The sequence below is a fragment of the Exiguobacterium sp. SH3S1 genome, from assembly GCF_004337105.1.
Classification (GTDB): domain Bacteria; phylum Bacillota; class Bacilli; order Exiguobacteriales; family Exiguobacteriaceae; genus Exiguobacterium; species Exiguobacterium aurantiacum_A.
On record NZ_SJUW01000001.1, the window covers coordinates 339,407 to 353,018 of the forward strand.

Sequence of the window (13,612 nt, forward strand, 5' to 3'; positions counted from 1 at the left end):
CGAGTCCCCCTCTGTTTAAATTATTTACGCATTTTCGGGTCGAACGCATCACGCAAGCCATCGGCGAGCAAGTTGAAGCTGACCATGAGCAAGACGATGATGATTGACGGGATGACGAGCAAGTACGGGAACGTCCGTAGCTCTTTGTATCCGTCGTTGATCAACGTACCAAGTGACGCTTGTGGCGGTTGAAGTCCGATCCCGATGAAGCTGAGGAACGCCTCGAAGAAGATGGCAGATGGAATCGTGAACATGAGTGTGATGATGATCGCACCGAGCGTGTTCGGGATCAAGTGTTTGAAAATCAAACGGTTACTTGACGCACCGAGCGTACGGGCAGCCAATACAAACTCTTGGTTTTTCAGTTTCAAAATTTGACCGCGGACGAGTCGACTCATCCCGATCCAGCCGGTGATGGCCATCGCCAAGATAATGGTGAAGACACCTGGGTCAAAGATCAAGATGAACAAGATGATCAAGATCAAGTTAGGAACACCAGTCAAAATCTCGACGATCCGTTGCATGATGTTGTCAATGCGGCCACCGAAGTAAGCCGAGACGCCGCCGTAAGCGACACCGATGACCGTATCGATGATTGCGGCCATCAAACCGATGAAGAGCGAGATACGAGTCCCTTCCCAAACACGCGACCAAAGATCACGCCCGAGGTAATCAGTACCAAACCAGAAATTCTCTTCGACGTTTTTTTGTTCATAGAAGTTGATGTCACGCCCACCGAGGTTGGCCATGCCGTCAAATCCGGCCCACTCAAGTCCTGTGACTTTAGGCGGTAGTTTCGCTTGTGAGATATTTTGTTCATAGGCGTCACGAGCTGAAAGCATCGGACCGAACAACGCGAGCAACACTAAAATCAAAATGATCGACAGCGAGACGATGGCCGCTTTGTTTTTCTTGAGACGAAGCCATGCATCTTGCCAGAAGTTCAAACTTTTCCCAGCAATTCGTTCACCGAGCTGTTCGTTCATCTCGACACGTTGGAACATGTCTTGGTCGAACTGCTCGAAATCTTTTTTATTTTCAATCATCAGTTATCCCCCCCAAGACGAATACGTGGGTCAACGACTCCGTAGAGCAAGTCAACAAGTAAAATAATTAGAATGAACAGAGCCGAGAAGAAGAGCGTCGTGCCCATGATGACCGAATAGTCATTCAACGTAATCGACGTTACGAACAATTCACCAAGTCCCGGAACGGCAAAGATTTTCTCGATAACGAACGTACCTGTGAGTAGCGCAGCCGTCATCGGTCCAAGGATTGTGATCGCTGGAATCATGGCGTTACGCACCATATGTTTCCACACGATTGCATTCCCGGTTAATCCTTTCGCTTTCGCGAGCGTGACATAGTCTTGTCCGGTCACTTCTAGCATCTCGGTCCGTACGAAACGGGCGATCGACGCGGTGACCCCGAGCGACAACGAGATGGTCGGAAGGATCGTATGTGCCGGCGAGTCCCAGAACGCGACAGGCAATACGCCCCATTTTACCCCAACGTAGTATTGAAGCAGGGCCGCAAAGACGAACGACGGGACAGAGATCCCGATTACCGACACGAACATTGAACCATAATCGATGTACGTGTTATGGCGAATCGCTGCAACGATCCCGAGCAATAGTCCTGTCAGCGTACCAAGCACTAATGCCTGAATACCTAACTGGGCCGATGGTCCGATTCGTTCCATGATCAACTCCGTCACTGGCCGGTTGGCCGTACGGAACGATACGCCGAGGTCGCCTTGGACAAGGTTCCCTAAGTAAGTCGCGTAACGAACTGGAAGCGGATCATTGAGTCCGTAACGATCGTTCAAGATCTGAATTTGCGTGTCCGTCAATTTTTCCTGGTTCTGATACGGCGAACCTGGAAGCAGGTCCATCAGGAAAAATGTGAACGTCGCAATCAAGAAGAACGTGATGAGGCCGTAAACCAGCCGCTGAAGAATATAACGTCCCATAATAAAAACCCCCTGTTTTTCTAATTGTGTCTATGCTTGCACCAACAGCGTCACTATGACATATTTCCCTTTTCTTGAATTCACAAAATGAAAGGAATTTTCTGAAAGAATAGGTCAAACGTCATCTCAAGGCTCTTAGCACAGCATATGAAAATCAAAAAACTCTCAGTTTCTGAAGTATTCTGAATTTTCACTGTTACTCCATTATACTTTACCAACAAAACATTTGAATAGTATTTTCTCTCAATTCGCTTTTTTTTTTTAGAAAAGTGGGGACATGCTTGCGCATGTCCCCTCGCCTATTTAGTTGATATCAACGTATTTGTACTGGTAATCAGCACCGAAAAGTTGACGGTTGAAGTTCTCGATGTTCGGACGGATCAAGTAAGCGACACCGGCCTGATAGATCGGCATGATCGCTTGGTCTTGTTCGATCAAGAGCGTTTCCGCTTCTTTGAATTTGTCGTAACGGGCATCGATCTCTGTTTCAGCCGAAGCTTCATCAATCAACTTGTCATATGCTGCCGACTTGTACTTGATGTCATTTTGACCGTTGTCTGACGTGAAGATGCCAAGGTTTGTGAGCGGGTCTTGATAGTCAGGTCCCCAAAGGGCGAATGACATCTGGTAGTCCCCGTTCGCTTCGCGTTCGAGCTTGTTGTTGAACGGTTGTTGCGAGATGTTAACCGTCACGTTCGGCAAGTTCGATTCGATTTGGCCTTTCATATACTCTGAGATTTGTTTTGAAACTTCACTGTCGAATGAAAGCAATTCGATTGTGATCGCTTCGCCGCCAGTTGCTTCTTCCCAAAGCGTTGCTGCTTCATCAGTGTTCGTCTCGAAGTGTTGTACGCCTTCTGTGTAATCCGTTCCGTCTTCATACTTGATGAATTCTTTCGGGATGAACGAAGTCGTTGCAATCGAACCGTTGTTCAACAGTTGGTCGACAATACCGGCTGGGTCAACGGCACGAGCGATTGCTTTACGTGCGTTCACATCAGCGAATACTTCATCTTCATGATTGAACTTGAAGTAACCGACCGCTGAACGAAGTCCTGTGTTGTAGTCTTCGTCTTCTTGGAAAGCAGCGACTTGCTCAGACGCGAGGCCTGCGTAATCAACATCGCCTGCTTCATACAAGTTGACGACCGTTGACGTATCTTTGACGACGCGAACGTCGACTTTGTTGAGGGCGACGTTGTCAGCATCCCAGTACGCATCGTTTTTCGTCAAGACATAACCTTGTTCACGGTCCCACTCTGACCATACGAACGGACCGTTGTAGAGAAGGTTCTCTGTGTTTGTTGCGAAGTCCGCTCCTTGCTCAGTTGCGAATGCTTCATTGATCGGTGTGAACGTACCGAACGATGTGAGTGAGACGAACGATGGGTCCGGACGCTCGAGTGTAACTTCTAGCGTTTTCTCATCGATTGCTTTCACGCCGAGTTCTTCTTTAGGAAGGTCACCCGTGTTGATGGCTTCGGCATTTTTTACCGTGTTCATGATATACGCATACTGTGAACCAGTTTCTGGGTCCACGGCACGTTGCCAAGCGTAAACGAAGTCGTTCGCTGTAACCGGCTCACCATTCGACCATTCGGCGTCACGAAGCGTGAACGTGTAGACGGTCTCGTCTTCGTTCAATTCCGGTTCTCCTTCGGCGATGGCTGGAACGGCTTGCCCTTCTTGATCAAGACGGTAAAGGCCTTCCATTGTGTTGGCGATCAAGTTGAACGCGACTGCGTCCGTTGCGAGCGCCGGGTCGGCTGTAGTAATGTCAGACGTGTCCGTCAAACGAAGTACTTTCTCTCCGTTCGAAGACGAACCGCCGTCAGAGTCTCCGCCAGTCGAGCAAGCGGCGAGCACTGAACCGAGCGCTAAGATGAGTGTCATCATTAGCAAAATCGATTTTTTCTTCATTGCGATGTCCCCTTTCTAATCTCGTGAAGCTTAGCATTCCGTCGGACTAACATCTTACTCTTTTTCTTTAATTTTCTGAATATTACATAAAGTATCCGACGAAAGAACGTTAGGGCTATTGTAAAAAATTTTTAATCAAACTGTCAACTGTGGAATAAACCGCTATCATCTTAAAAACTTCCTTCTCGCCATAATAGCGGGACTACGCGTATCATAGAACCATAAGCAAACGTGACAATTTGACGTCGTCACGTTGAAAGGAGTTTGTCACATTGAAAAATTTTAGAAGTATATTAATCGTTTGGGGAATTGTCACAATTGCCTATACGGTTTGGTCGTACGTATCGTATTACCGCGCGGAATCGTTCGCGTTTCATTTGAGCGGTGGCTTGTTCGTCGCCGGCATGATCGCCTTCGCGTTCGGGATGTTCTCACAGATGAGCGCTTCAGGATTGTTCGACGGGATTATGTATGGGTTTAGGCGGAACCGCCGCGCCAAACTAAAGGAAATTGATTCCGATTATGAGGAAGACGAAAAAGACGACGACGAGATGAAAGAAGAACGTTCCGTCCGTAAACAGTCGGCTTGGCGTTGGGTATACGTCGGGATTGGCAGTGTGATCCTGTCATACGTCATCACCCTCGTTTGACCTTTTTGTTTTTCCGCCAATATGCTAAACTAAATGCAGAATATAAGAAACACGAGGAAGAAGACAAGTACCTCGAACCCCCTCTCCCCCAGAGAGTCTACGTTGCTGCGAGTAGACGGAGAGCGTTCAAGCGAATGGACTTCAGAGTGGCTCACCTGAATGGTAGTACGGTGAGACGGTTACGCCCGTTAACGCGATCAAGTGGCATGACTTCATGCAAATTTGGGTGGCACCGCGGTTATTCGTCCCGATTTTTCGGGCGGAGAACTGCGGTTTTTTATATTTTATGGAGGTGTAGGCATGGCAACGATATTTTCAGGCATTAAACCGACCGGCGTCGTGACGCTCGGTAACTACTTAGGGGCGATGAAACAATTCGTCGATCTTCAAGAAGAACATGACGCGTACTATTGTATCGTCGATCTTCACTCGATCACGGTCCAACTCGACCGCGTCGAACTGATGGACAACACCCGCAAGCTGGCGGCGCTCTATCTCGCTTGTGGACTTGATCCTGAGAAGGCAACGATCTTCGTCCAGTCAGAAGTAAAAGCGCACGCTCAACTCGGATGGATGTTGACGTGTATCGCCGGGATGGGCGAACTCGGTCGGATGACGCAGTACAAAGACAAATCGCAAGGCAGCGATAACGTCGGTGCCGGGCTGTTCATCTATCCGACACTCATGGCGGCGGACATTCTACTTTACGGGACAGAGCTCGTGCCGGTCGGTGACGATCAAAAACAACATATCGAACTGACGCGCGACTTGGCCGAACGGTTCAACAAACGCTATTATGAGACGTTCAAGATTCCTGAGCCGCTCATTCAAAAAGAAGGGGCTCGGATCATGAGTTTGACGAACCCCGAGAAGAAGATGTCGAAGTCGGACGCGAACGTCAAAGGCTTCATCTCGATGCTTGACGAACCGAACGTCATCCGTAAAAAAATCAAGAGCGCCGTCACGGACTCGAGCGGCGTCATCAGCTTCGACCGGGAGAATAAGCCGGGCATCTCGAACTTGCTCGAGATTTACTCGTTATCGACGGGTACTTCGATAACAGATCTCGTGACTCAATACGAAGACTCGAACTACGGAACGTTCAAGCAAGACGTCGCCGAAGCGGTCGTCGCCATGCTCGAACCGATTCAAGCGCGCTATCACGAACTCGTCGACTCGTCAGAGCTCGATGCGATCCTTGACTCGGGACGCGAGAAAGCCGAAGCGGTCGCGAACAAAAACCTCGCCAAGATCGAGAAAGCGATGGGCTTAAGCCGGAAACGTGCCAAAGTGAAAAAATAAGACAGAGCCGCCCAACGCATGCGTTGGGCGGCTTCTTTATGGAAGAACACAAAAAAAAGAAAGAAACAGGCGTCCCTGTCTCTTTCTGGTGAATGTTGCTTATTGCTCTTTGCCTTCGATGAATGCCCACTTGTACGAGTAGTCAGCGCCGAATCCGTGTTCAACGATTCCTTTAACGTATGGCTTCGTGAGACGAGCTGATCCGCGTTGGTAAACTGGCGAGATCGCGTTCTCTTCAAGAACGATTTTCTCTGCATCTTGAAGTTCTTTCCAACGTGCTTCAGCATCTGTGTTCGATTTCGCAGATTCGATGAGTGCGTCGAATTCATCGTTCGACCACTTACCACGGTTGTATGGTCCGTCAGTAACGAAGAGGTCAACGAACGTCATTGGATCCTGGTAGTCAGGTCCCCAGCCTGCGAATGTAAGCTCAAAGTCACCTTTGTTCTCGAGGTCAAGTTTGTTGTTGAACGGTTGTTGCTTGATCGTAAGCGTCATGCCTGGAAGGTTCTTCTCAAGTTCACCTTTGATGAACTCACCGATTTGCTTCGCAGACTCTGAGTCGTAGTTGAGGAGTTCGATTTCGACAGAATCTGTCCCGAGCTCTTCAAGCCCTTTTTCCCAAAGTTCTTTCGCTTTATCAACGTCGTAGCCGCCGATGTCGCCGTTCGCTTCACGGAAGTCTGCACCGTCTGGACCTGTTACGAAGTCTTTCGGTACGAGATAGTTCGCAGGTACTGAACCGTTCGCGAGGAGCGTTTCAGAGATTGCTGCTTTATCGTAGGCCGCATCGATCGCGTTACGGATGTTTTGGTTGTCGAACGCTTCAACTTCAGTGTTGAACTGGAGGTAGAAGAGTGTCGGCTCAACGACAGTCGAGAAATCTTCGCTGTCTTGGTATTGAGCAACGAGTTCAGAAGTCAAACCAGTACGGTCAACGTCGCCGTTTTCGTACAAGTTGACGCCTGTTGAAACTTCTTTAACGACTTTAACGTCGATTTCGTCAAGTTTGACGGCTTCAGCATCCCAATAGTCGTCGTTTTTGACCATTTTCCAGCCTTGCTCGCGCTCCCAGCTTTCGAGTTTGAACGGTCCGTTGTAGAGCGTCGTCTCTGCAGACGTACCGAAGTTCTCGCCTTGTTCCGCGTCGAACGCTTCAAGTTTAGGCATAAATACGCCGAAGCTTGTGAGACCAAGGAAGTAATCAGCTGGTGCTGTCAATTTAACTTCAAGTGTCTGATCGTCAGTTGCTGTAACGCCGACCGCGTCACGCTCGCCTTCGCCAGTGTTGTAAGCTTCAGCGCCTTCGATGACAGACATGACGTAAGCATATTGTGATCCGTTGTCCGGATTAAGTACTTCTTTCCAAGCGTATTCGAAGTCGTTTGCCGTTACAGGCTCACCGTTAGACCAAGTTGCGCCTTCACGGATTTTGAACGTGTACGTTTTACCGTCTTCAGAAACTTCGTGTGATTCAGCCATCCCTGGTGTTGGGTTGTCTTCTTCGTCCATACGGTAGAGACCTTCGTTAACGTTGTTCAAGACGTTGAACGATACTGCGTCAGTCGCGAGAGTTGGGTTAAGTGAAGGAATGTCTGCACTGTCGAGCAAGTTGAGGACTTGCGCTTCATCTGCACTACCTTCTGAACCTCCATCTCCGTTTGTTGTCGTTGTTTCTTCTTCCCCACCCGAGCAAGCTGCTAGGAACGCGCTAGATAGAAGCGTTACCGACGTTGCTAATGCAAAACCTTTTTTCTTATTCAATACGATGACCCCCTGATTTTTTTCGTTTTAACGAAATGAACGATGGTAGAAAATTCTGAAAGTTAACTTTACAAAATTTGCTACCACAATCCCGTTGATGCAATAATACAATATTCTGATAATTTTGCAAAGTATTTATTTTGATTTTTCTAAAAAATTTTTATCATAGGCTAAAAGCCCGCCTAGGGAGACGGGCTTTTAGCTCATTTTTTATAAACTTTTGAAAAAGTTAGGACGTACGAAGGACCGATGACCGGAAATCCAATTTCCGCATAGGTGGAATCGACCGCGTAAGTTCTTCCAGCTTGGTAGATTGGAATAACGACTGCCTCTTCCAACAAGCGTTTTTCGGCTTGACGATACGCTTCGTTCCGCGCCTCGAGTACCTCAGTCGAGCGTGCCTCCTCCATCAACCGATCGAACGTCTCGTCTTTATAACCACTCGAATTCAAATAATTTCCTGTTTCAAATTGAGTCAAATAAGCACTGTACGCCGGATAATCCGGTTGCCAACCAGACAGCGACAGCGCATAGTCACCTGCGACTTCTTTCCTAACTTTGTCACCGAGCGGCAGTTCCGTGATGGAAACAGACAGCCCCGGAAGTTTTTCAAGTTCGGTTTCAATCGTCTCGGCGATTTGTCTCGCTTCTTCATCGACAAAGCTGAGTAATTCGATGTCAATCGTTTCTTCTTCGTAGCGCTCTTTGACCGACTCGAACAAACTAGACGCATCTTCTTCAAACGAGACGTCTTGCGCACTCTCGTCTGTGACGAGCAAGCGGTCCGTCGTTTGTTCGGCGCGGGCGAGTGCATCGGTGAACGCCTCTCGATCGAGCGCAATCGCGAGCGACCGGCGGAAGTCAGGGTCATCGAACGGATACTCATCGACGTTCGATTTCAAATAGAAGACACCGCTCCGAGGCACGTCAATCACTTCACTTTCAAGTGAATCGAACACACTTTCATCCGTCCCATAAGGAACCGGGTGAATGCCCGTCGCTTCCGTCCCGAGCGCGGCGTCCGCCCAAATGATGATGCGCTCGAGCGTAACGTTACCCGAGTCATGGTAAGATTCGTTTTTCGTCAGTGTCACTTGGGCTGCGTCAATCGATTCGATTTGAAACGGTCCGTTCGCATCGAGTTCTGGCCAAGCCCCGATGGCTGTTTGTGGAAGAAACGCCGGCATTGCCAAAATCTCCTCGAACCCTTCCATCGGTCGTTCGAGCGTCAATTCGAGTGTCTGCGCATCGACCGCCTTGACACCGAGCGTCTCCGGCTCGGCTGTTCCGAGACTGATTGCTTTTCCATTTTTAACATCTTCAAGTAAAAAACTAAACGGTGAGTTCGTATCGTCGTCCGCGAGTTTTCTAAAATGGTCGACGAACGTCTCGGCGGTTACCGCCTTGCCGCCCACCGTCTGACTCGGCTTTAGCGAGAATGTGTACGTCGCACCGTCCTCTGACCGGGTCAAGCTCTCGACGAGACCTGGCTCGATTTCTCCGTCCGCCCCGAAGCGATACAATCCCTCATAGACATGAGACAATATCGTCTGGGAACTCGGGTCGATGGCGAGTAACGTGTTCGGCTGCTCCGGTAACGTCTCCCCGTGGATCGTCACGACTTGTTCTTCTTGCGGTACTAGTTCACGTGCCTGCTCGCGTTGTCCGTTCCAAATGATCAAAAAAAGAATAAGGACTGAACCCAACAAGGCGGCACCGATGATAAAACGTTTCATTCGGCATTCTCCTTTCTGTTAGACCAACCCTTATACCCTACCCGTTTTTGACCTATTTTTCTACAATCAGTCTGTCACTTTTGCGAATGCGAGTGTCGCATTATGGCCCCCGAAGCCGAGTGAATTGCTCAGTGCGTACTGAATATCAAGTTCCCGCTTTCCTTCTCTAACATAATCAAGGTCACAGTTTTCTGCCGGTTCGTTACAGTTGATCGTCGGATGAATCTGGCCCTCATGAATCGACAACGCCGTGATGACCGCTTCGACGCCGCCCGCAGCCCCGAGCAAATGCCCGATCATCGATTTCGACGAATTGACGGCGAGCTGATCAGCATATTCCCCGAACACGTTGCGGATCGCTTTCGTTTCTAACATATCGTTGAGTGGTGTGCTCGTCCCGTGGGCGTTAATGTACTGGACGTCTTCCGGTGCGATTCCGGCGTCACGCATCGCTTCACTCATCGCTTTCGACCCACCTTCAGCTTCAGGTGACGGTGCCGTGATATGGTAGGCGTCCGAACTCATCCCGTATCCGACGACTTCGGCATACATTTTGGCACCGCGCGCTTTAGCGTGCTCATATTCTTCGAGAACGAGGACACCTGCGCCTTCGCCCATGATGAACCCGTCACGATTTGCATCGAACGGACGGCAGGCCGTCGCCGGATCCGGGTTCGTCGATAGCGCCTTATTGGCACAGAACCCTGAAAACGATAACGGTGTGATTGGTGCCTCGGCCCCGCCTGCGAACATCGCGAGCGCATCACCGCGTTGAATGACACGGAACGCTTCGCCGATCGAGTTCGTGCCCGACGCACAAGCCGTCACCGAGCAGTTGCTCGGTCCTTTCGCCCCAAGGTAGATCGAGACTTGGCCGCTCGCCATGTTCGGGATCATCATCGGAATGAAGAACGGGCTGACCCGGCGCGGTCCGCGTTCATGCAAGATGCTCGCTTGTTTATCGATCGTCTCGACGCCACCGATGCCGCTCCCAATCCACGTCCCGACTTTGTCCGCCATCGCTGTCACATCTAGACCGCTATCCCGATGTGCGGCGTCCGCTGCTAAAATTGAGTATTGGATGAACGAGTCCATCTTCCGAGCTTCTTTTGGCTCAACCAAATGCTCGATATTCCATTCTTTGACTTCAGCGCCGACTTTTGCCGGGTACTGGCTAATATCAATCTTCGTCAACGTATCGACCGCATTGTCCCCGTTCAATAGCCGACCCCACATTTCTGTGACATCATTGCCTAACGGTGATACGACACCTAACCCTGTAATGACTACTCGTTTCATGAACAAATCTCCTCCGTGATTTTAGCGTTATTCCATGTGAGACAGCTCGCTCCCCAAGTGAGCCCGGCACCAAAGCCGGCAATGACGACCGTTTGCCCGGCCGTGACCTTCCCAATTTTAACCGCTTCAGCAAGCGCGAGCGGAATCGAGGCGGCCGATGTGTTCGCATGGTCTTGAATCGTGACGACTACTTTGTCTTCAGCGAGCCCTAACCGCTCTATCGCCGCGTCAATGATGCGGCGGTTCGCTTGGTGCGGGACTAAGACGTCCATGTCGGCAATGTCTTTACCGGCTTGATGAAGCGCCTCTAACACGATGTCCGGCATTTTCCGGACCGCAAACTTGAACACTTCACGCCCGTTCATGACGATTTTACCATCTGCATTCTCATATAAGAACTTCCCACCCGTACCATCGCTCCCAAGAACGATCGAATCGATTGCCGCGACGTCATCTTCCCCCAATACGACTGCACCTGCGCCATCACCGAACAAGACGGCAGTCGAGCGGTCGTCCCAATCGATCAAATTACCCATCTTTTCGGCTCCGATGACGAGTGTACGTTTAAAGCCTTTCGACTGCATCAAGCTCTTCGCCGTATCCATCGCGAAGATGAAGCCGCTACAGGCGGCGCTGACGTCAAATGCGACGGCACGTTTCGCGCCTAAGTTCGCTTGGACGAGACAAGCTGTCGCCGGGAATGATGGTGCCGTCGCCGTCGCGCAGACGATCGCGTCGATGTCCTCGATCACAACCCCTGCGCTCGCAAGCGCCCGTTTAACGGCCCGAGTCGCCATGTCTGCTACCGACATGTCCGCATCGGCCAAATGACGCGCCTCGATCCCGGTCCGGGTCCGAATCCATTCGTCGCTCGTATCCATACGTTTTTCCAAATCGACGTTCGTGACCCGGTTATCCGGAAGGAATGAACCGATGCCGATGATTCCAATGTTCATAGCTATAACCCCTATTCTTAGTATCTGGTACTAATATAAGGGAATGAAAAAGGGATGTCAACGCATCCCTCTCGAATTATTCACTTTGTCCGAGCCGTTTCGTGACCGCCATGACCATTTTCGCCGAGTTGATCGATGCCGTCTCTAAAAATTCATCGAACGACAAGTTCGCCTCTTCGTCGGCGCTGTCTGAGATTGAACGTGTGACGACGAACGGTACTCCGAACTGGTGGCACGTCTGGGCGATCGGGGCCGCTTCCATTTCAACGGCTGCGACACCATCAAAATGTCCTAAAATTTCCGCGACTCGTTTTGAATCGTTGATGAATGAGTCACCTGTGACGATCAGCCCGGTGTGGACGTTCACATCGTGCAAGCTCTCAATGACTTCCTTACAGACGTCCATCAAGTGCGCGTCCGCTTTATAGGCAGCAGGCATGCCCGGAACTTGGCCGTACTCATAGCCGAACGCTGTCACGTCGACATCGTGGTGGCGGACTTCCGTCGAGACGACGACGTCGCCGACTTTCATCCCTTTCTTGAAGCCACCGGCAGAACCGGTGTTGATAACGACATCTGGTTTGAACTTGTCGAGCAAGAGCGTCGTCCCGATGGCCGCGTTCACTTTTCCAATCCCTGACTTTAAGATGACGACCTGGACGTTGCCAAGGTATCCTTCATAGAAGTGATAGTTCGCAATCTCTGTATCCGTCCGTTCTGTCAATTCGTTACGAAGCAAGTTCACTTCTTCTTCCATCGCCCCGATGATTCCGATTTTCATGTGATAGCCTCCTCAGAAAGAGAGCGACCTCCAATTGGATGCCGCTCTTTTAGTCATTATTTGATTTCTTTAATTTCGACGACCATGTCGCCACCAGGTGTTTGCACGTTCACGATGTCTCCGACGGTACGACCGAGAAGCGCTTTCGCGATCGGTGATTCGTTCGAGATTTTCCCTGTGAACGGGTCAGCCTCGGCACTACCGACGATTGTATATGTTTCGTCTTCATTGTCTGCTTGAATGAAGAACGTCACCGTCTTCCCGATTGCGACCATTGAATTGTCCGCGACATCACCTTTGATGATGACGGCGTTACGAAGCATCTCTTCAAGTTGTGCGATACGTCCTTCGACCATAGCCTGCTCTTCTTTCGCTGCATCGTACTCAGCGTTCTCAGACAAGTCTCCGAAGTCACGGGCAATCTTAATGCTTTCAACGACTTCTTTACGGCGTACCGTCTTCAGTTCATTCAATTCATGTTCAATCTTTTCTTGTCCTTCTAACGTCATGTAATGTTGCTTTTCAGCCATATCCGTCACTCCTTCATTGTCTCCTAGTATATTACAGCAAATCAGAATTGAAAACGATTTATTTTAGTAGGCCCGATTGCGTTCCGTAAGCACCCAGCGGATCTTCGTCACGAGCAGATCGATGGCGACAAAATTCTCGCCGCCTTCAGGGACGATGATGTCTGCGTAACGCTTCGTCGGCTCGCAAAATTGCAAGTGCATCGGACGGACAACGTTCGTATATTGGGCGACGACCGAATCAATCGAGCGTCCCCGCTCGTTAAGATCGCGTTGCATCCGGCGTAAAATCCGGACGTCGGCGTCTGTGTCGACGAACACTTTAATATCCATCAACTCACGAAGACGGTCGTCCTCGAGTGCTAAAATCCCTTCGACGATGACGACGTCGACCGGTTGGATCGAAATCGTCTCGTCCGAACGTGTATGGGCGGCATAATCGTAAACCGGCTTCTCGATCGCTTGATGATTTTGCAACTGCTTGATCTGTTCAATCAACAAATCGTTGTCGAATGCGAACGGGTGGTCATAGTTCGTCTTATACCGCTCTTCCATCGTCATTTCTGACTGATCTTTATAGTAGGCGTCTTGCTCGATCATGACGACCGATTGTCCTTTGAACGCATCCACGAGTGCACGGGCGACGGTCGTCTTTCCAGATCCAGTCCCACCGGCCACGCCGATAATGACGGGTTTATGTTGCAT

12 protein-coding genes and 1 other annotated feature are annotated in these 13,612 nt (G+C 50.1%); of the genes, 2 read left to right on the forward strand and 10 right to left on the reverse strand.

Translation table 11 applies throughout. From position 1 onward, the window contains the following. Positions 1-20: 20 nt before the first annotated feature. The 3 genes from opp3C to EVJ26_RS01765 form a co-directional block, all read right to left on the reverse strand. Positions 21-1,046, reverse strand: coding sequence for an oligopeptide ABC transporter permease (gene opp3C / locus EVJ26_RS01755; RefSeq protein ID WP_131457296.1), 1,026 nt, complete (start codon positions 1,044-1,046; stop codon positions 21-23). After that, a complete protein-coding gene (gene opp3b / locus EVJ26_RS01760) occupies positions 1,046-1,972 on the reverse strand; it encodes an oligopeptide ABC transporter permease (RefSeq protein ID WP_131469629.1) in 927 nt (308 codons plus the stop codon). Before opp3b ends, opp3C begins: the two co-directional genes overlap by 1 nt. 303 nt (positions 1,973-2,275) lie before the next feature. Beyond that, entirely contained in the window at positions 2,276-3,892 is a 1,617-nt protein-coding gene (locus EVJ26_RS01765) for a peptide ABC transporter substrate-binding protein (protein ID WP_131457300.1), read from the reverse strand. Positions 3,893-4,164: 272 nt separating this feature from the next. Here EVJ26_RS01765 and EVJ26_RS01770 point away from each other — a divergent pair, with 272 nt between their 5' ends. Both EVJ26_RS01770 and trpS read left to right on the forward strand, forming a co-directional pair. Then, positions 4,165-4,542 (forward strand): DUF3899 domain-containing protein, encoded by a 378-nt coding sequence (locus EVJ26_RS01770; protein WP_131469630.1) that lies wholly within the window; start codon positions 4,165-4,167, stop codon positions 4,540-4,542. Positions 4,543-4,587: 45 nt separating this feature from the next. Beyond that, positions 4,588-4,795 (forward strand) — a binding site (T-box leader). A 47-nt stretch (positions 4,796-4,842) separates the two neighbouring features. Continuing rightward, positions 4,843-5,844: a tryptophan--tRNA ligase gene (trpS, locus tag EVJ26_RS01775; RefSeq protein WP_131469631.1), complete on the forward strand. Its 1,002-nt coding sequence runs from the start codon at positions 4,843-4,845 to the stop codon at positions 5,842-5,844. Positions 5,845-5,943: 99 nt separating this feature from the next. Here trpS and EVJ26_RS01780 read toward each other — a convergent pair whose 3' ends face one another. From EVJ26_RS01780 to udk, 7 genes are all read right to left on the reverse strand, one after another. Further along, positions 5,944-7,608, reverse strand: coding sequence for a peptide ABC transporter substrate-binding protein (locus tag EVJ26_RS01780; protein ID WP_131469632.1), 1,665 nt, complete (start codon positions 7,606-7,608; stop codon positions 5,944-5,946). A gap of 203 nt (positions 7,609-7,811) precedes the next feature. After that, a complete protein-coding gene (locus EVJ26_RS01785; RefSeq protein ID WP_131457309.1) occupies positions 7,812-9,344 on the reverse strand; it encodes a peptide ABC transporter substrate-binding protein in 1,533 nt (510 codons plus the stop codon). A gap of 66 nt (positions 9,345-9,410) precedes the next feature. Further along, the gene (fabF, locus tag EVJ26_RS01790; RefSeq protein ID WP_131457312.1) at positions 9,411-10,643 is read right to left on the reverse strand and encodes a beta-ketoacyl-ACP synthase II; all 1,233 of its coding nucleotides are present in this window, start codon (positions 10,641-10,643) and stop codon (positions 9,411-9,413) included. Next, positions 10,640-11,599, reverse strand: a complete 960-nt coding sequence (locus tag EVJ26_RS01795) for a beta-ketoacyl-ACP synthase III (RefSeq protein WP_131469633.1) — start codon at positions 11,597-11,599, stop codon at positions 10,640-10,642. Before EVJ26_RS01795 ends, fabF begins: the two co-directional genes overlap by 4 nt. A gap of 76 nt (positions 11,600-11,675) precedes the next feature. After that, positions 11,676-12,380 (reverse strand): 5'-methylthioadenosine/S-adenosylhomocysteine nucleosidase, encoded by a 705-nt coding sequence (gene mtnN / locus EVJ26_RS01800; RefSeq protein ID WP_070327645.1) that lies wholly within the window; start codon positions 12,378-12,380, stop codon positions 11,676-11,678. Between the two features lie 56 nt (positions 12,381-12,436). Then, a complete protein-coding gene (gene greA / locus EVJ26_RS01805; protein WP_131457315.1) occupies positions 12,437-12,910 on the reverse strand; it encodes a transcription elongation factor GreA in 474 nt (157 codons plus the stop codon). 63 nt (positions 12,911-12,973) lie between these two features. Further along, positions 12,974-13,612, reverse strand: a complete 639-nt coding sequence (gene udk, locus EVJ26_RS01810; protein ID WP_131457317.1) for a uridine kinase — start codon at positions 13,610-13,612, stop codon at positions 12,974-12,976.

Excerpts from the sequence above, each read along its gene's own strand:
- EVJ26_RS01765 (WP_131457300.1), bottom strand. The coding sequence starts at position 3,892 with ATGAAGAAAAAATCGATTTTGCTAATGATGACACTCATCTTAGCGCTC.
- EVJ26_RS01785 (WP_131457309.1), bottom strand. The coding sequence starts at position 9,344 with ATGAAACGTTTTATCATCGGTGCCGCCTTGTTGGGTTCAGTCCTTATT.
- opp3b (WP_131469629.1), bottom strand. The coding sequence starts at position 1,972 with ATGGGACGTTATATTCTTCAGCGGCTGGTTTACGGCCTCATCACGTTC.
- mtnN (WP_070327645.1), bottom strand. The coding sequence starts at position 12,380 with ATGAAAATCGGAATCATCGGGGCGATGGAAGAAGAAGTGAACTTGCTT.
- opp3C (WP_131457296.1), bottom strand. The coding sequence starts at position 1,046 with ATGATTGAAAATAAAAAAGATTTCGAGCAGTTCGACCAAGACATGTTC.
- trpS (WP_131469631.1), top strand. The coding sequence starts at position 4,843 with ATGGCAACGATATTTTCAGGCATTAAACCGACCGGCGTCGTGACGCTC.
- greA (WP_131457315.1), bottom strand. The coding sequence starts at position 12,910 with ATGGCTGAAAAGCAACATTACATGACGTTAGAAGGACAAGAAAAGATT.
- udk (WP_131457317.1), bottom strand. The coding sequence starts at position 13,612 with ATGCAACATAAACCCGTCATTATCGGCGTGGCCGGTGGGACTGGATCT.
- fabF (WP_131457312.1), bottom strand. The coding sequence starts at position 10,643 with ATGAAACGAGTAGTCATTACAGGGTTAGGTGTCGTATCACCGTTAGGC.
- EVJ26_RS01795 (WP_131469633.1), bottom strand. The coding sequence starts at position 11,599 with ATGAACATTGGAATCATCGGCATCGGTTCATTCCTTCCGGATAACCGG.